This is a genomic window from Streptomyces sp. NPDC005761, from assembly GCF_040630635.1.
GTDB lineage: Bacteria > Actinomycetota > Actinomycetes > Streptomycetales > Streptomycetaceae > Streptomyces.
The window spans coordinates 63,677-81,134 of sequence record NZ_JBEXXX010000030.1; the positions used below are offsets into that span (position 1 = coordinate 63,677).

Sequence of the window (17,458 nt, forward strand, 5' to 3'; positions counted from 1 at the left end):
ATGAGCAAGACCCTTATCCGCGGCGCGAAGGTCCTCGGCGGCGAGCCCCAGGACGTCCTCATCGACGGCGAGACCATCGCGGCGGTCGGCACCGGGCTCGACGCCGGCGACGCCACCGTGATCGAGGCTGCGGGCCAGATCCTGCTGCCCGGCCTGGTCGACCTCCACACCCACCTGCGCGAGCCCGGCCGGGAGGACTCCGAGACCGTCCTGACCGGCACCAAGGCCGCCGCGGTCGGCGGCTTCACCGCCGTGCACGCCATGGCCAACACCTTCCCGGTCGCCGACACCGCAGGTGTCGTCGAGCAGGTCTGGCGGCTCGGCAAGGAATCCGGCTACTGCGACGTGCAGCCCATCGGCGCCGTCACCGTCGGCCTGGAGGGCAAGCAGCTCGCCGAGCTCGGCGCGATGCACGATTCGGCCGCCGGAGTGAAGGTCTTCTCCGACGACGGCAAGTGCGTCGACGACGCGGTGATCATGCGGCGCGCCCTGGAGTACGTGAAGGCGTTCGACGGGGTCGTCGCCCAGCACGCCCAGGAGCCCCGCCTCACCGAGGGTGCCCAGATGAACGAGGGCATCGTCTCGGCCGAGCTGGGTCTCGGCGGCTGGCCCGCCGTGGCCGAGGAGTCGATCATCGCCCGCGACGTGCTGCTCGCCGCGCACGTCGGCTCCCGGGTGCACATCTGCCACCTGTCGACCGCCGGCTCCGTCGAGATCGTCCGCTGGGCCAAGTCCAAGGGCTGGAACGTCACCGCCGAGGTCACCCCGCACCACCTGCTCCTCACCGACGAGCTCGTACGGTCCTACAACCCGGTCTACAAGGTGAACCCGCCCCTGCGCACCGAGGCCGACGTCATGGCCCTGCGCGAGGCCCTCGCCGACGGCACCATCGACTGCGTCGCCACCGACCACGCCCCGCACCCGCACGAGGACAAGGACTGCGAGTGGGCCGCGGCGGCCATGGGCATGGTGGGCCTGGAGACCGCGCTCTCCGTCGTCCAGCAGACGATGGTGGAGACCGGACTGCTCGACTGGGCCGGCGTCGCCGACCGCATGTCCTCGCGCCCCGCGGCCATCGGCCGCCTCGACGGACACGGCCGCCCCGTCTCGGAGGGCGAGCCCGCCAACCTCACCCTGGTCGATCCGGCATACCGTGGAGTCGTGGACCCCGCGGGCTTCGCCTCCCGCAGCCGCAACACCCCCTACGAGGGACGCGAGCTGCCGGGCCGAGTGACCCACACCTTCCTGCGGGGCCGTGCCACGGTCGTCGACGGGAAGCTCGCGTGACAACACTCAGCCCCACCCACCAGCTCTACCACCTGGCCGCCGAGCAGAAGTCGGCGGAGGTCACCGACTGGTCCGCCCGCATCAGCTGGGTGATCGGACTGATCGTCCTCATCGCCTTCGTCTACTGGCTGATGCGCCAGGGATGGAAGTGGCGCGGCAGCCTCCAGTCGGGTCTCTCCGACCTCGCGACCACCCCGGACGGCTTCTCGGACGGCGAGAAGCTGCTCACACTGACCGGCCGCTACCACGCCTCGACGACGGCCGGGCAGTGGCTCGACCGGATCGTCGCCCACGGCCTCGGCACCCGCAGCCGCGTCGAGCTCACCCTCACCGAGCAGGGACTCGACGTCGTACGGCCCGGCGCGGCAAACTTCTTCGTCCCCGCCGCCGACCTGCGCGAAGCCCGGACCGACAAGGCCCTCGCGGGCAAGGTCCTGCCCGAGGGCGGCCTGCTGGTCATCACCTGGGCGCTCGGCGACCAGCTGATCGACTCCGGATTCCGCTCGGACCACGCGGCCGAACACGCCGCCTGGGTCGACGCCGTCAACGGTCTCACCAGCACTCATCTCACCAGCACTACGGAAGGCACCGCACGATGACGATCTCCACCCGGGGAGCAGCCAAAGCTCCCGCCGTACTCGTCCTGGAGGACGGCCGCGCCTTCCGCGGCCGCGCCTACGGGGCTGTGGGGGAGACCTTCGGCGAAGCGGTCTTCTCCACCGGCATGACCGGCTACCAGGAAACGCTGACCGACCCCTCGTACCACCGTCAGGTCGTCGTGATGACCGCCCCGCACGTCGGGAACACCGGTGTGAACGACGAAGATCCGGAGTCCAAGCAGATCTGGGTCGCCGGCTACGTCGTCCGCGACCCCGCCCGGGTGCCCTCGAACTGGCGCTCACGGCGCTCGCTCGACGAGGAGCTCGCGAGCCAGGGCGTCGTCGGCATCAGCGGCATCGACACCCGCGCCCTCACCCGCCACCTGCGCGAGCGCGGCGCCATGCGCGTCGGCATCTTCTCCGGCGACGCGATCGCCGACGAGGGCACGCTGCTCGCCCGGGTGCGCCAGGCCCCCGAGATGAAGGGCGCCGACCTCTCCGCCGAGGTCGCCACCAAGGAGACGTACGTCGTCCCCGCCGTCGGTACGAAGAAGTTCACCGTCGCGGCGGTCGACCTCGGCATCAAGGGCATGACCCCGCACCGGATGGCCGAGCGAGGCATCGAGGTCCACGTCCTGCCCGCCACCGCCACCCTGGAGGAGGTGTACGCGGTCCGGCCCGACGGGGTCTTCTTCTCCAACGGCCCGGGCGACCCGTCCACCGCCGACCACCCCGTCTCCCTCATGCAGGGCGTCCTGGAGCGGCAGACCCCGCTCTTCGGAATCTGCTTCGGCAACCAGATCCTGGGCCGCGCGCTCGGCTTCGGCACGTACAAGCTGAAGTACGGCCACCGCGGCATCAACCAGCCCGTGCAGGACCGCTCGACCGGCAAGGTCGAGGTCACCGCGCACAACCACGGCTTCGCCGTGGACGCCCCGCTCGACAAGGTCTCCGACACCGCCTACGGGCGCGCCGAGGTCTCCCACGTCTGCCTGAACGACCAGGTCGTCGAGGGCCTCCAGCTCCTCGACCGGCCGGCCTTCAGCGTCCAGTACCACCCCGAAGCAGCCGCCGGCCCGCACGACGCCGCGTACCTCTTCGACCGCTTCGTTTCCCTGATGGAGGGCCAGCGTGCCTAAGCGCTCCGATATCCAGTCCGTCCTGGTCATCGGCTCCGGTCCGATCGTCATCGGCCAGGCCGCCGAGTTCGACTACTCCGGCACCCAGGCATGCCGCGTCCTCAAGGCCGAGGGCCTGCGCGTCATCCTGGTGAACTCCAACCCGGCGACGATCATGACCGACCCGGAGATCGCCGACGCCACGTACGTCGAGCCGATCACCCCCGAGTTCGTCGAGAAGATCATCGCCAAGGAGCGCCCCGACGCGCTGCTCCCGACCCTGGGCGGCCAGACCGCTCTCAACACCGCGATCTCCATGCACGAGAACGGTGTCCTGGAGAAGTACGGCGTCGAGCTCATCGGCGCCAACGTCGAGGCCATCAACAAGGGCGAGGACCGCGAGCTCTTCAAGGGCGTCGTCGAGGCCGTCAAGGCGAAGATCGGCTACGGCGAGTCGGCCCGGTCCGTCATCTGCCACTCCATGGACGACATCATGAAGGGCGTCGACACCCTCGGCGGCTACCCCGTCGTCGTCCGCCCCTCCTTCACGATGGGCGGCGCCGGCTCCGGCTTCGCCCACGACGAGGAGGAGCTGCGCCGCATCGCCGGACAGGGCCTCACGCTCTCCCCGACCACCGAGGTGCTCCTGGAGGAGTCCATCCTCGGCTGGAAGGAGTACGAGCTGGAGCTGATGCGCGACAAGAACGACAACGTCGTGGTCGTCTGCTCCATCGAGAACTTCGACCCGATGGGCGTCCACACGGGTGACTCGATCACCGTCGCCCCGGCGATGACGCTCACCGACCGCGAGTACCAGCGACTGCGCGACATCGGCATCGCGATCATCCGCGAGGTCGGCGTCGACACCGGCGGCTGCAACATCCAGTTCGCCATCGACCCGGCCGACGGCCGGGTCATCGTGATCGAGATGAACCCCCGCGTCTCCCGCTCCTCGGCGCTCGCCTCCAAGGCCACCGGCTTCCCGATCGCCAAGATCGCCGCCAAGCTGGCCGTCGGCTACACGCTCGACGAGATCCCCAACGACATCACCGAGAAGACCCCGGCCTCCTTCGAGCCGACCCTCGACTACGTCGTGGTCAAGGCCCCGCGCTTCGCCTTCGAGAAGTTCCCCTCCGCCGACTCCACCCTCACCACCACCATGAAGTCGGTGGGCGAGGCCATGGCGATCGGCCGGAACTTCACGGAGGCGCTGCAGAAGGCGCTGCGCTCGCTGGAGAAGAAGGGCTCGCAGTTCGCCTTCACCGGCGAGCCCGGCGACAAGGCCGAGCTGCTGGCCGAGGCGGTCCGCCCGACCGACGGCCGGATCAACACCGTCATGCAGGCGATCCGGGCCGGTGCCACCCAGGAAGAGGTCTTCGACGCCACGAAGATCGACCCCTGGTTCGTCGACCAGCTCTTCCTGATCAAGGAGATCGCCGACGAGCTGGCCGCCGCCGACAAGCTCGTCCCCGAACTGCTGGCCGACGCCAAGCGGCACGGCTTCTCGGACGTCCAGATCGCCGAGATCCGCGGCCTGCGCGAGGACGTCGTCCGCGAGGTGCGGCACGCGCTCGGCATCCGCCCGGTCTACAAGACGGTCGACACCTGCGCCGCCGAGTTCGCCGCGAAGACGCCGTACTTCTACTCCTCCTACGACGAGGAGAGCGAGGTCGCGCCCCGCACCAAGCCCGCGGTGATCATCCTCGGCTCGGGCCCCAACCGCATCGGCCAGGGCATCGAGTTCGACTACTCCTGCGTCCACGCCTCCTTCGCCCTGAGCGACGCGGGCTACGAGACCGTGATGGTCAACTGCAACCCGGAGACGGTCTCCACCGACTACGACACCTCCGACCGCCTGTACTTCGAGCCGCTGACGCTCGAGGACGTGCTGGAGATCGTGCACGCCGAGTCCCTCGCGGGCCCGATCGCCGGTGTCATCGTCCAGCTCGGCGGCCAGACCCCGCTGGGCCTCGCGCAGGCGCTCAAGGACAACGGCGTGCCCGTCGTCGGCACCTCCCCGGAGGCGATCCACGCCGCCGAGGACCGCGGCGCCTTCGGCCGCGTGCTCGCAGAGGCCGGCCTGCCCGCACCGAAGCACGGCACCGCCACCACGTTCACCGAGGCCAAGGCCATCGCGGACGAGATCGGCTACCCCGTCCTCGTCCGCCCGTCCTACGTGCTGGGCGGACGCGGCATGGAGATCGTGTACGACGAGACGCGGCTCTCCTCGTACATCGCCGAGTCCACCGAGATCAGCCCCACCCGGCCGGTCCTGGTCGACCGCTTCCTCGACGACGCCATCGAGATCGACGTCGACGCCCTCTACGACGGCACCGAGCTGTACCTCGGCGGCGTCATGGAGCACATCGAGGAGGCCGGCATCCACTCCGGCGACTCCGCCTGTGCGCTGCCCCCGATCACCCTCGGCGGCTACGACATCAAGCGGCTGCGCGCCTCCACCGAGTCCATCGCCAAGGGCGTCGGAGTCCGCGGACTGATCAACATCCAGTTCGCGCTCTCCGGCGACATCCTCTACGTCCTCGAGGCCAACCCGCGTGCCTCCCGCACCGTCCCCTTCACCTCGAAGGCGACCGCGGTCCCGCTCGCGAAGGCCGCCGCCCGCATCTCGCTGGGCGCGACCGTCGCGGAGCTGCGCGAGGAGGGCCTGCTGCCGAAGCACGGCGACGGCGGCACCCTCCCGCTGGACGCGCCGATCTCCGTCAAGGAGGCCGTCATGCCGTGGTCGCGCTTCCGCGACATCCAGGGCCGCGGCGTCGACACGGTCCTCGGCCCGGAGATGCGCTCCACCGGTGAGGTCATGGGCATCGACTCCGTCTTCGGCACGGCGTACGCCAAGTCGCAGGCAGGCGCCTACGGCCCGCTGCCCACCAAGGGCCGTGCCTTCATCTCGGTCGCCAACCGCGACAAGCGCACGATGATCTTCCCCGCCCGCGAGCTGGTCGCCCACGGCTTCGAGCTGATGGCCACCTCCGGCACCGCCGAGGTACTCAAGCGCAACGGCATCAACGCGACCGTCGTGCGCAAGCTGTCCGAGGGCGAGGGCCCGAACGGCGAGAAGACGATCGTCCAGCTCATCCACGACGGCGAGGTCGACCTCATCGTCAACACGCCGTACGGAACCGGCGGCCGGCTCGACGGCTACGAGATCCGCACCGCGGCCGTCGCCCGGTCCGTGCCGTGCCTGACCACGGTCCAGGCGCTCGCCGCGGCCGTCCAGGGCATCGACGCCCTCAACCACGGAGACGTCGGCGTACGTTCCCTCCAGGAACACGCGGAGCATCTGACCGCAGCGCGCGACTAGAAGCCCAGCAGGGGGACACCGGAAACGGTGTCCCCCTCTTCATGAGGACACCGTGATGTACAAACTCTTCTTCCAGCTGGTCTTCAAGCGCATGGATCCGGAGCGCGCCCACTACGCCGCCTTCCGCTGGATCCGCCTGGCCGCCCGCATCCCCGTGCTGCGCACCTTCGTCGCCGCCGCCCTCGCCCCCCGCCACCAGGAGCTGCGCACCGAGGCCTTCGGCCTGCGGATGCACGGCCCCTTCGGTCTCGCCGCCGGCTTCGACAAGAACGCGATCGCCATCGACGGCATGGCGATGCTCGGCTTCGACCACGTCGAGATCGGGACGGTGACCGGGGAACCCCAGCCGGGCAACCCCAAGAAGCGGCTCTTCCGCCTCGTCGCGGACCGCGCGCTGATCAACCGCATGGGATTCAACAACGAGGGATCCGCCGCCGTCGCCGAGCGCCTGGCGACCCGTGAGCCGGTCTTCCGGACCACGGTCGGCGTCAACATCGGCAAGACCAAGGTCGTTCCCGAAGCCGACGCGGCCGCCGACTACGTGAAGTCCACCGAGCGCCTTGCCGCTCACGCCGACTACCTCGTCGTGAACGTCTCCTCGCCCAACACCCCCGGACTGCGCAACCTCCAGGCCACCGAGTCGCTGCGCCCGCTGCTGAGCGCCGTGCGCGAGGCGGCCGACCGGACCGTCACCACGCGCCGGGTCCCGCTGCTCGTCAAGATCGCCCCCGACCTCGCCGACGAGGACGTCGACGCCGTCGCCGACCTGGCCGTCGAACTGGGCCTGGACGGCATCATCGCCACCAACACCACCATCGCCCGCGAGGGCCTCGGGCTGAAGTCCCCGGCGTCCCTGGTCAAGGAGACCGGGGGACTGTCCGGCGCCCCCCTCAAGGAACGCTCCCTGGAGGTCCTGGGACGCCTGTACGCGCGCGTGGGGACCCGGATCACCCTGGTCGGCGTCGGCGGCATCGAGAACGCCGAGGACGCCTGGCAGCGCATCCTCGCCGGCGCCACGCTCGTCCAGGGCTACAGCGCCTTCATCTACGAGGGCCCGTTCTACGCCCGCGCGATCCACAAGGGCCTGGCCGCGCGCCTGGCCGCCTCCCCGTACGCCACCCTCGCCGACGCGGTCGGCGCGGAGACCAGGAAGGCCGCGAAATGACCCAGGAGCCCTTCGGCGCACGCCTGCGCCACGCCATGGACACCCGTGGACCGCTCTGCGTCGGCATCGACCCGCACGCCTCGCTGCTGAGCTCCTGGGGGCTCGGCGACGACGTCGCGGGCCTGGAGCGCTTCACCCGTACGGTCGTCGAGGCACTGGCCGACCGCGTCGCCGTCCTCAAGCCGCAGTCCGCGTTCTTCGAGAGGTTCGGCTCGCGCGGCGTCGCCGTACTGGAGAAGGCCGTCGAGGAGGCCAGGGCTGCCGGAGCGCTGGTCCTGATGGACGCCAAGCGCGGCGACATCGGCTCGACCATGGCCGCCTACGCCGCGACCTACCTGGACAAGGACTCGCCGCTGTACTCCGACGCGGTGACCGTCTCGCCGTACCTCGGCTTCGGTGCGCTGCGGCCGGCCCTCGACGCGGCGGCGGTCTCCGGCTCCGGCGTCTTCGTACTGGCCCTCACCTCCAACCCGGAGGGCGCCGAGGTGCAGCGGGCGACCGCGGCCGACGGCCGTTCGCTGGCCCAGGTGATGCTCGACCACATGGCCGCCGAGAACGAGGGCGTCACCCCGCTCGGTTCGGTCGGTGCGGTGGTCGGCGCGACGCTCGGCGACGTGGGCGCGGACCTCGCGATCAACGGTCCGCTGCTCGCCCCCGGCATCGGCGCCCAGGGCGCCACGCCGGCGGATCTCCGGGGCGTCTTCGGCGCCGCGGTCGGCAACGTGGTGCCCAGCGTGAGCCGGGGCGTGCTGCGCCACGGTCCGGACGCGTCAGGGCTGCGCGAAGCCGCCGAACGGTTCGCGGACGAGGTCCGCGCGGCCGTCTCGGACGGCTGACACTGTCACGTAACAGCCTGTTGACGGAATCCTGACCAAAAATCTCAGGTGTTATGCCAGGAATGTCCTGGTCGGCTAAGGCTGACCAGGACTTTTCGTCTGTTCTCGCTGACTCCGGCGGCCCTGGCCGCTAGTCTCCGTCGAGAGTCAACGAGCACAGGTTGTTCGCGGCTCACCAGGTGAGGGGCGATCCAGTCGCCTCACCGGTCCGTATCCGACAGATCGACATCCGAGGTGACGTAGGCGTGGCTCTTCCGCCCCTTACCCCTGAACAGCGCGCAGCCGCGCTCGAAAAGGCCGCCGCGGCTCGCCGGGAGCGGGCCGAGGTCAAGAATCGACTCAAGCACTCCGGCGCCTCCCTCCACGAGGTCATCAAGTCGGGACAGGAGAACGACGTCATCGGCAAGATGAAGGTCTCCGCCCTGCTGGAGTCCCTGCCCGGCGTGGGCAAGGTCCGCGCCAAGCAGATCATGGAGCGGCTCGGCATCTCCGAGAGCCGCCGGGTCCGGGGTCTCGGCTCCAACCAGATCGCATCCCTGGAGCGTGAGTTCGGCGGCAGCGCCGCCTGACGGTCTCAGGCACTCCTGAGAACCGGGATAATCGCTCCATGGTTGCAACATCCCGGGGGACGTCCCCCGTACCCCCGGACGTACGTCCGCGGCTGACCGTGCTCTCCGGCCCCTCGGGGGTCGGCAAGAGCACGGTCGTCGCGCATATGCGCAAGGTCCACCCCGAGGTGTGGCTCTCGGTGTCGGCGACGACCCGCAAGCCCCGTCCCGGCGAACGCAACGGTGTCCACTACTTCTTCGTGGACAACGAGGAGTTCGACAAGCTCATCGCCAACGGCGAGCTGCTGGAGTGGGCCGAGTTCGCCGGTAACCGCTACGGCACGCCGCGCCGCGCCGTGCAGGAGCGGCTGGAGGCCGGTGAGCCGGTGCTGCTGGAGATCGACCTCCAGGGTGCCCGGCTGGTCCGGCAGTCCATGGCGGACGCCCAGCTGGTCTTTCTCGCGCCGCCCAGCTGGGACGAGCTGGTGCGCCGGCTCACCGGCCGGGGCACCGAGGCACCCGAGGTGATCGAGCGTCGTCTCGGCGCGGCGAAGGTCGAACTGGCTGCCGAATCCGAGTTCGATACGACGCTCGTCAACACCTCCGTCGAGGACGTGGCGCGTGAGCTGCTAGCCTTGATGCTGGAGGCTTCCGGCCACCGTGCCGACGGTGCATGAGCGCAATGACCGCATCGACACGGGGGCACCGGCCACAAAGCCCCTGACTGTCAAAGATTTCTTTGATCTTCACCCCCTTCGGAAGGCAGAGAGTGTCCTCTTCCATCACCACGCCCGAGGGCATCATCAACCCGCCGATTGATGAGCTCCTCGAAGCAACCGACTCGAAGTACAGCCTCGTGATCTACGCCGCCAAGCGCGCGCGCCAGATCAACGCGTACTACTCGCAGCTCGGTGAGGGACTCCTCGAGTACGTCGGTCCGCTCGTCGACACCCACGTCCACGAGAAGCCGCTCTCGATCGCGCTCCGCGAGATCAACGCGGGCCTGCTCACCTCCGAGGCCATCGAGGGCCCCGCGCAGTAAGCAGGAAAACGCACCTTCACCACAGGCCCGGCGGTCGTGACCGCCGGGCCTGTGGTGTGTCCCGGGGTGACGGACCGGCGCGAGCGGCGGTGAGGCAGCATGGGGGGCGTACGGAGCGCGTACGTATCCGAGTGCGGGGAGACGCAGTGGACAAGCCGAAGGTCGTCCTGGGGGTCAGCGGCGGCATCGCCGCGTACAAGGCGTGCGAGCTGCTGCGCCGGCTGACCGAGTCCGGACATGACGTACGGGTGGTCCCGACCGCGTCGTCGCTCCACTTCGTCGGCGCCGCCACCTGGTCGGCGCTCTCCGGCCACCCGGTCTCCACCGAGGTCTGGAACGACGTCCACGAGGTCCCGCACGTGCGGATCGGACAGCACGCCGACCTCGTCGTCGTCGCCCCCGCCACCGCCGACATGCTCGCCAAGGCGGCCCACGGCCTGGCCGACGACCTGCTCACCAACACCCTCCTCACCGCCCGCTGTCCGGTCGTCTTCGCGCCCGCCATGCACACCGAGATGTGGGAGCACCCGGCCACTCAGGAGAACGTCGCCACCCTGCGGCGCCGGGGCGCCGTCGTCATCGAGCCCGCCGTCGGACGGCTCACCGGAGTCGACACCGGCAAGGGCAGGCTGCCCGACCCTGCGGAGATCTTCGAGGTCTGCCGCCGCGTCCTGGCCCGCGGCCCCGTCACCCCCGACCTCACCGGCCGGCACGTGGTGATCAGCGCGGGCGGCACCCGTGAGCCGCTCGACCCCGTCCGCTACCTCGGCAACCGTTCGTCCGGCAAGCAGGGGTACGCACTCGCCCGCACCGCCGTCGCCCGTGGCGCCCGGGTCACGCTCGTCGAGGCCAACACCGGTCTGCCCGATCCGTCCGGCGCCGACATCGTGCGCGTCGGCACCGCGGTGCAGCTGCGCGAGGCCGTGCTGAAGGCGGCCGAGGAAGCCGACGTCGTGGTGATGGCGGCGGCGGTCGCCGACTTCCGGCCTGCCGAGTACGTGACGGGGAAGATCAAGAAGAAGGACGGTCAGGAGCCCGCCCCCCTCGTCCTCGTACGCAATCCCGACATCCTCGCCGAGGTGGCGGCCGACCGCGCCGCGCCCGGACAGATCGTCGTCGGATTCGCCGCCGAGACCGACAACGTCCTCGCCAACGGCCGGGAGAAACTCCGCCGCAAGGGCTGCGACCTCCTGGTGGTCAACGAGGTGGGGGAGCGCAAGACCTTCGGCTCGGAGGAGAACGAGGCGGTGGTGCTCGCGGCCGACGGGAGCGAGACCCCGGTGCCCTACGGCCCCAAGGAAGCGCTCGCCGACACGGTCTGGGACCTCGTGACGGCGCGTCTCGGGTGAATTTCGCGTGTCGCCGCCCCGATCGGCCCGACCCCCGCAATGCGGGCGGGGACGGCGCGGAGGCGGTGTCCACGGGGCCTCCGGGCGCCCGTGCCGCATGTCACAGATCTCCCAAAGGGCGAGACACGTTGTCCGGCGGCCGGAGCCGACCGATAAACTGGTCCAGGTTCGTACCGGGCGCAGCTCCCGGGCCGTCCGCCAAATGATCAGCCAGCAGCCGCTGCAACCCCAGGGAGCGATGTGTCCCGCCGTCTCTTCACCTCGGAGTCCGTCACCGAGGGTCACCCCGACAAGATCGCTGACCAGATCAGCGACACCATTCTCGATGCACTCCTTCGCGAGGACCCGACGTCGCGTGTTGCCGTCGAGACCTTGATCACCACAGGTCTGGTGCATGTTGCGGGTGAGGTCACGACCAAGGCCTACGCCCCGATCGCACAGCTGGTGCGCGACAAGATCCTGGAGATCGGCTACGACTCCTCCAAGAAGGGCTTCGACGGCGCCTCCTGCGGTGTCTCGGTGTCCATCGGCGCGCAGTCGCCCGACATCGCCCAGGGCGTCGACACGGCGTACGAGAAGCGCGTCGAAGGCGACGAGGACGAGCTCGACAAGCAGGGCGCCGGCGACCAGGGCCTCATGTTCGGCTACGCCTGCGACGAGACGCCCGAGCTGATGCCGCTGCCGATCCACCTCGCCCACCGGCTCTCGCGCCGGCTGTCCGAGGTCCGCAAGAACGGGACCATCCCGTACCTGCGCCCCGACGGCAAGACCCAGGTCACCATCGAGTACGACGGCGACAAGGCCGTCCGTCTCGACACGGTCGTCGTCTCCTCGCAGCACGCGAGCGACATCGACCTCGACTCGCTGCTCGCTCCCGACATCCGCGAGTTCGTCGTCGAGCACGTTCTCAACCAGCTCATCGACGACGGCATCAAGCTCGACACCGAGGGCTACCGCCTCCTGGTCAACCCGACCGGCCGTTTCGAGATCGGCGGCCCGATGGGCGACGCCGGCCTGACCGGCCGCAAGATCATCATCGACACCTACGGAGGCATGGCCCGCCACGGCGGCGGTGCCTTCTCGGGCAAGGACCCGTCGAAGGTCGACCGCTCCGCCGCGTACGCCATGCGCTGGGTCGCCAAGAACGTCGTCGCGGCGGGCCTCGCCGCCCGGTGCGAGGTCCAGGTCGCGTACGCCATCGGCAAGGCCGAACCGGTCGGACTCTTCGTCGAGACCTTCGGCACCGCCGTGATCGAGACCGAGAAGATCGAGCACGCCATCGGCGAGGTCTTCGACCTCCGCCCGGCCGCGATCATCCGCGACCTCGACCTGCTGCGCCCGATCTACGCCCAGACCGCCGCGTACGGGCACTTCGGCCGTGAGCTCCCCGACTTCACGTGGGAGCGCACCGACCGCGTGGACGCGCTGCGCAAGGCCGCGGGCCTGTAGGCCTGCCGGCCGTCCCTGAAGGGGCGTCGTACGTACGCCGGAGCCCGGATGCCTTCACGGTGTCCGGGCTCCGGTGCGTCCGAGTGCCGGGCGGGCCGGCCCGCGTGGTCGGCGACGAACCGCGGCGCTGCCGCGGTGTCAGTGGTGTCTGGTAGGAATTTGGCTGTGAGCAGCGACGACGAGCGGTCCGACGAGCCCGATGCCGGGGCACCGGAGCAGCTTGCGCTGATCCGGGAGACCGTGCGCCGGGCCGACGTGCCGCGCGCCAAACCGCGGACCTGGCGTGGGGCCGCGCTCGCCAAGGAGCTTCCCGTCGCCCGCGTCCTGGTCAACAAGGGGGCGCTCCACCTCGACCAGTACTTCGATTACGCGGTGCCCGAGGAACTCGACGCCGAGGCACAGCCCGGTGTGCGCGTGCGGGTGCGCTTCGGAGCCGGGGGGCGCAACGTGCGCGGCGGGCGCCGGGAGGGCGGCGGGCTCATCGACGGATTCCTGGTCGAGCGGCTGGCCGAGTCCGACTACAGCGGGGCGCTGGCCGCGCTGGCGTCCGTCGTCTCACCCGAACGCGTCCTGGGCCCGGAGCTGCTCTCACTCGCGCGGGCCGTCGCCGACCGGTACGCGGGCAGCCTCGCGGACGTCCTCCAGCTCGCCGTACCGCCGAGGAACGCCCGGGCCGAGGCGAAGCCGTCGCCCGAGCCACTGCCGCCGCCCCCGCCGCCGGCGCCCGGCACCTGGCAGAGGTACCCACAGGGCCCCGCCTTCCTGACCGCGCTGGCCGACGGAGGCGCCCCCCGGGCCGTGTGGACCGCGCTGCCCGGACCGCACTGGCCGCAGGAGATCGCCGCTGCGGTTGCCGCGACCCTCGCCTCGGGACGTGGCGCGCTCGTCGTCGTCCCCGACGGACGGGCAGCGGGGCGGGTCGACGCCGCCCTGACCGCGATGCTCGGCGAGGGACGCCACGCACTGCTGACGGCAGGCTCGGGGCCCGAGAAGCGCTACCGGGAGTGGCTCGCCGTGAGTCGCGGATCCGTCCGGGCGGTCGTCGGGACCCGGGCCGCGATGTTCGCGCCCGTCGCCGGTCTCGGCCTGGTCGTGATCTGGGACGACGGGGACTCCAGCCACAGCGATGACAACGCCCCCTTCCCGCACGTGCGCGAGGTCCTGGAGCTGAGGGCCGCGCACGGCCGGTGCGCCTTCCTCCTCGGCGGCACGAGCTGCACCGTGGAGGCCGCGCAACTGGTCGAGAGCGGCTGGGCTCTGCCGCTGCGCGCGGACCGGGAACAGCTGCGGATCGCGGCGCCCCTGGTCCGCACCGTGGGAGACGGCGAACTCGCCCGCGACGGCGCGGCCAGGGCCGCGCGGCTGCCGAGCCTGGCCTGGCAGACCGTGCGCGACGGACTGCGCACAGGACCGGTCCTGGTACAGGTGCCGCGCCGGGGCTACGCCCCCCGGCTGGCCTGCGAGCGCTGCCGGGAGCCCGCGCGGTGCCGGCACTGTGCCGGGCCGCTGGAAGCGCCCGACCAGCAGGATCTGAACTGCTCCTGGTGCGGGCGGGCCGAGACGTCCTGGCACTGCGTCGCCTGCGGAGCCCGCAGGCTGCGGGCGCAGATCGTCGGCGCCCGCCGGACGGCGGAGGAGCTCGGCCGGGCCTTTCCCGCCGTGCCGGTACGGACCTCCGGCCGCGACCACATCCTGGAGTCGGTGCCGGGCCAGCCCGCTCTGGTCGTCAGCACCCCGGGCGCCGAGCCGGTGGCCGAGGGCGGGTACGCGGCGGCGCTGCTGCTGGACGGCTGGGCGATGGTCGGCCGCCCCGACCTGCGGGCCGGCGAGGAGGCGCTGCGCCGCTGGACGGCCGCGGCCGCGCTGGTGCGCGGGCAGCCGGAGGGCGGCACGGTGGTGATCGTCGCCGAGCCGACGCTGCGGCCCGTGCAGGCACTGGTGCGCTGGGACCCGGTCGGACACGCCCGGCGCGAGCTCGCGGAACGGGCCGAGCTGGGCTTTCCGCCGGTCTCCCGGATGGCCTCTGTGACGGGGGCGCCGGAGGCGCTCGCCGCGTTCCTCACCGCCGCCGAGCTGCCGCCCGACGCCCAGGTGCTCGGCCCCGTGCCGGTCCGGGGCAGCGAGCCCGGACGTCCCCGCCGGCCCTCCGACCCGCCGCTGGGCGAGGCCTGGGAGCGGGCCCTCATCAGGGTGCCGCCCGGCAGCGGGGCGGCGCTGGCGGCCGCGCTGAAGGGGGCACAGGCCGCGCGGATGTCCCGTGGGGGCGGCGCCGGAGGTGCGGTGCGGATCAGGGTGGACCCGCCTGACATCGGGTGACGGTTGGTTGCCCTTGCCCTTGCCCGGCGTGCGGGTGCGTCGCGGGGTGCGGGGTTCCGGGGTGCGGGGCGGGTCCCTGCGGGGTGCGGGTCCCCTTTCGGGTTGCTCCGTTCCGGGGCGGGGGCCTGTCCTCAATCGCCGGACGGGCTTGTTTGTGCGGGTGCGTCGCGGGGTGCGGGGTTCCGGGGTGCGGGTTTTGTCCTCAATCGCCGGACGGGATTGGTGGTGCGGGTGCCCCGCGAGCTGCGCCTGTGTGCGGTGGGTGGGGGTCCGGGGTCCCTCCGGGGCGTCTCCTCAGACGACGAACGTTCCGCGGGTACGCGAGGGACCCGGGTCGGTGTTCGTCGTCCTGCGGGGACTCCCCTGCACGCCCCCGGCCCCGGCCGCCCTGCGTCTGCGGCGGTTGAATCGCCGGGGTGCAGACGCGAGTGATACCGGGTGGGGACGTGCAGGGCAGTCCCCGCAGAAAATGGCGTACGACCCGGGTACGAGTGCGTCGTCGGGTGCACACGCCATTTTTGAGGAGTCTGCCCGGAGGGGCACCACCCCCACCCACCGGACACAGCGCCCCGCGGGGACCCCGCACCAAAGCCCGTCCGGCGATTGAGGACGGAACCCCGCACCAAGGAACCCCGCACCCGAGGGGGCGGGCCCGGGCGGGTCAGCCGTTGCGTGGGCCCGGGAAGGCGCCGGGGCGCAGGTCCTCCCGCAGCGGCGGGCGGTCCGAAGACGGCTGCGGCGGCATCGAGCGCGCGGCCGGGACGGAGGGCAGCGCCGGAGCGGGGGACCCGGGCACCACAGGCACCGGACGCTGCGCCACGACCTCGGCCGCGTCCTCGGCCGTCACCGGCTGGGGAGCGGCGCGCCGTGCGCCGTAGCGGCGGTGCACCGCCTGCTTGGTGACCCCCAGCGCGGAGCCCACCGCGTCCCAGGAGAACCCCAGCGAACGGTCGAAGTCCACTGCGGCCGTGACCAGGGTCTCGACGCTGTCCCGCAGTTCCTGGGCCAGCCGGACGGTGGGGGCCGGGGCCCTGCCGTAGACGACGAAGCCCGCGGAGGGGCCGGAGCGGCGCGGACGGTAGACATTGCCCAGCTGGGCGGTGAGTGTGCGCAGTGCGTCCACCTGCCGCCGAACCCGCTCGATGTCCCGCACCAGTAGATGCAGGCTGGCCCGCGCTTGGGCGTCGTGGGTTGCGTGGTCGGCCATGAAGAAGCCTCTCGAACCGGCGTTGAAAGGGATCGGGCCGCACCAGGGCGGCTCGCTTCGGTCAATCTCTTTTGACCAACGCCTCACCGGGGGATCTGGTCACGCTCCGGGGGCGCATATGCATCTGCGAGGGGCGCGCAACCGTGCGTACGCCCCCCGGCGCTCTCCCGGCCTCGGGGCCCATAGACTTGTGCGTTGCTCGTCACCGTAACGTTTCGGCCTGAGAGGCAGTCAGCCACCCATGAAGCTCGTCTTCGCAGGCACCCCCGAGGTAGCCGTACCCGCACTGGACGCCCTGATCGCCTCCGATCGCCATGAGGTGGCCGCCGTGGTGACCAGGCCCGACGCGCCGGCGGGCCGTGGCCGGCGGCTGGTGGCCAGTCCGGTGGCCGAGCGGGCGGAGGAGGCCGGCATCGAGGTGCTCAAGCCCGCCAGGCCGCGGGACGAGGATTTCCTGGCGCGGCTCCGGGAGATCGCGCCGGACTGCTGTCCGGTCGTCGCCTACGGGGCGCTGCTGCCCAAGACCGCACTGGACATCCCGGCCCGCGGCTGGGTCAACCTGCACTTCTCGCTGCTGCCCGCCTGGCGCGGCGCCGCGCCCGTCCAGCACGCCGTCCTGGCGGGCGACGAGGTGACGGGGGCCTCCACCTTCCTCATCGAGGAGGGACTCGACTCCGGGCCGGTCTACGGCGTCCTCACCGAAGAGGTGCGGCCCACCGACACCAGCGGTGATCTGCTGACCCGGCTGGCCTTCGCGGGTGCGGGGCTCCTCGCCGCGACGATGGACGGCATCGAGGACGGCACCCTGCACGCCGTGCCGCAGCCCGCCGACGGGATCACTCTCGCGCCGAAGATCACCGTCGAGGACGCCCGGATCGAGTGGTCGGCCCCCGCCCTGCGCGTCGACCGGGTGGTCCGCGGCTGCACCCCGGCCCCCGGCGCGTGGACCCTCTTCCGCGGGGAGCGCCTCAAGCTGATCCAGGCCGTGCCCGTCGTGGACCGGGCCGATCTGGCGCCCGGCGAGCTGTCGGCGGCCAAGAACAACGTCTACGTGGGCACCGGGTCGCACGCGATCGAGCTGCTCTGGGTGCAGCCGCAGGGGAAGAAGCCGATGCGTGCCGCGGACTGGGCGCGCGGGGTGCGCATCGTCCCCGGCGAGCTCGTGGGCATCTGAGGGCCTGCGCGGACGGGCGGGCCGGGCCGGGGACGTAGGCTGGGAC

14 protein-coding genes are annotated in these 17,458 nt (G+C 71.5%); 13 read left to right on the forward strand and 1 reads right to left on the reverse strand.

Translation table 11 applies throughout. From position 1 onward, the window contains the following. The 12 genes from ABZ434_RS24955 (at position 1) to ABZ434_RS25010 (ending at position 15,031) form a co-directional block, all read left to right on the forward strand. Positions 1–1,287 carry a dihydroorotase gene (locus ABZ434_RS24955; protein ID WP_359140940.1) on the forward strand — a complete coding sequence of 429 codons (1,287 nt, stop codon included), beginning with the start codon at positions 1–3 and terminating at the stop codon, positions 1,285–1,287. Continuing rightward, positions 1,284–1,886 (forward strand): hypothetical protein, encoded by a 603-nt coding sequence (locus tag ABZ434_RS24960; RefSeq protein WP_359140943.1) that lies wholly within the window; start codon positions 1,284–1,286, stop codon positions 1,884–1,886. Before ABZ434_RS24955 ends, ABZ434_RS24960 begins: the two co-directional genes overlap by 4 nt. After that, the gene (gene carA / locus ABZ434_RS24965) at positions 1,883–3,025 is read left to right on the forward strand and encodes a glutamine-hydrolyzing carbamoyl-phosphate synthase small subunit (RefSeq protein ID WP_359140946.1); all 1,143 of its coding nucleotides are present in this window, start codon (positions 1,883–1,885) and stop codon (positions 3,023–3,025) included. The genes ABZ434_RS24960 and carA overlap by 4 nt, the downstream gene beginning before the upstream one ends. After that, on the forward strand, positions 3,018–6,326 hold the full coding sequence (gene carB / locus ABZ434_RS24970) for a carbamoyl-phosphate synthase large subunit (protein ID WP_359140950.1): 3,309 nt from the start codon (positions 3,018–3,020) through the stop codon (positions 6,324–6,326). The genes carA and carB overlap by 8 nt, the downstream gene beginning before the upstream one ends. A 55-nt stretch (positions 6,327–6,381) precedes the next feature. Further along, the gene (locus ABZ434_RS24975) at positions 6,382–7,491 is read left to right on the forward strand and encodes a quinone-dependent dihydroorotate dehydrogenase (protein WP_359140953.1); all 1,110 of its coding nucleotides are present in this window, start codon (positions 6,382–6,384) and stop codon (positions 7,489–7,491) included. After that, positions 7,488–8,327 carry an orotidine-5'-phosphate decarboxylase gene (gene pyrF, locus ABZ434_RS24980; protein ID WP_359140956.1) on the forward strand — a complete coding sequence of 280 codons (840 nt, stop codon included), beginning with the start codon at positions 7,488–7,490 and terminating at the stop codon, positions 8,325–8,327. The genes ABZ434_RS24975 and pyrF overlap by 4 nt, the downstream gene beginning before the upstream one ends. Before the next feature lie 245 nt (positions 8,328–8,572). Further along, positions 8,573–8,896: an integration host factor gene (locus tag ABZ434_RS24985; protein WP_018524251.1), complete on the forward strand. Its 324-nt coding sequence runs from the start codon at positions 8,573–8,575 to the stop codon at positions 8,894–8,896. Between the two features lie 38 nt (positions 8,897–8,934). Continuing rightward, on the forward strand, positions 8,935–9,552 hold the full coding sequence (gmk, locus tag ABZ434_RS24990) for a guanylate kinase (RefSeq protein WP_359140959.1): 618 nt from the start codon (positions 8,935–8,937) through the stop codon (positions 9,550–9,552). A gap of 92 nt (positions 9,553–9,644) precedes the next feature. Continuing rightward, a complete protein-coding gene (gene rpoZ, locus ABZ434_RS24995) occupies positions 9,645–9,917 on the forward strand; it encodes a DNA-directed RNA polymerase subunit omega (protein WP_003970369.1) in 273 nt (90 codons plus the stop codon). A 146-nt stretch (positions 9,918–10,063) separates the two neighbouring features. Continuing rightward, positions 10,064–11,266, forward strand: coding sequence for a bifunctional phosphopantothenoylcysteine decarboxylase/phosphopantothenate--cysteine ligase CoaBC (gene coaBC / locus ABZ434_RS25000; protein ID WP_359140962.1), 1,203 nt, complete (start codon positions 10,064–10,066; stop codon positions 11,264–11,266). Positions 11,267–11,506: 240 nt separating this feature from the next. Continuing rightward, complete coding sequence (gene metK / locus ABZ434_RS25005; RefSeq protein ID WP_359140965.1) at positions 11,507–12,715, forward strand: methionine adenosyltransferase; 1,209 nt, start codon at positions 11,507–11,509, stop codon at positions 12,713–12,715. A gap of 165 nt (positions 12,716–12,880) precedes the next feature. After that, the gene (locus ABZ434_RS25010) at positions 12,881–15,031 is read left to right on the forward strand and encodes a primosomal protein N' (RefSeq protein ID WP_359140968.1); all 2,151 of its coding nucleotides are present in this window, start codon (positions 12,881–12,883) and stop codon (positions 15,029–15,031) included. A gap of 661 nt (positions 15,032–15,692) precedes the next feature. Here the strand turns inward: ABZ434_RS25010 and ABZ434_RS25015 are convergent. Beyond that, on the reverse strand, positions 15,693–16,238 hold the full coding sequence (locus ABZ434_RS25015) for a hypothetical protein (RefSeq protein ID WP_359140970.1): 546 nt from the start codon (positions 16,236–16,238) through the stop codon (positions 15,693–15,695). 241 nt (positions 16,239–16,479) lie between these two features. On the opposite strand from ABZ434_RS25015, the gene fmt reads away from it, so the two are divergent. Further along, the gene (gene fmt / locus ABZ434_RS25020) at positions 16,480–17,412 is read left to right on the forward strand and encodes a methionyl-tRNA formyltransferase (RefSeq protein WP_359140973.1); all 933 of its coding nucleotides are present in this window, start codon (positions 16,480–16,482) and stop codon (positions 17,410–17,412) included. Positions 17,413–17,458 lie beyond the last annotated feature (46 nt).

Excerpts from the sequence above, each read along its gene's own strand:
- ABZ434_RS24955 (WP_359140940.1), top strand. The coding sequence starts at position 1 with ATGAGCAAGACCCTTATCCGCGGCGCGAAGGTCCTCGGCGGCGAGCCC.
- carA (WP_359140946.1), top strand. The coding sequence starts at position 1,883 with ATGACGATCTCCACCCGGGGAGCAGCCAAAGCTCCCGCCGTACTCGTC.
- ABZ434_RS24975 (WP_359140953.1), top strand. The coding sequence starts at position 6,382 with ATGTACAAACTCTTCTTCCAGCTGGTCTTCAAGCGCATGGATCCGGAG.
- pyrF (WP_359140956.1), top strand. The coding sequence starts at position 7,488 with ATGACCCAGGAGCCCTTCGGCGCACGCCTGCGCCACGCCATGGACACC.
- gmk (WP_359140959.1), top strand. The coding sequence starts at position 8,935 with ATGGTTGCAACATCCCGGGGGACGTCCCCCGTACCCCCGGACGTACGT.
- ABZ434_RS25015 (WP_359140970.1), bottom strand. The coding sequence starts at position 16,238 with ATGGCCGACCACGCAACCCACGACGCCCAAGCGCGGGCCAGCCTGCAT.
- fmt (WP_359140973.1), top strand. The coding sequence starts at position 16,480 with ATGAAGCTCGTCTTCGCAGGCACCCCCGAGGTAGCCGTACCCGCACTG.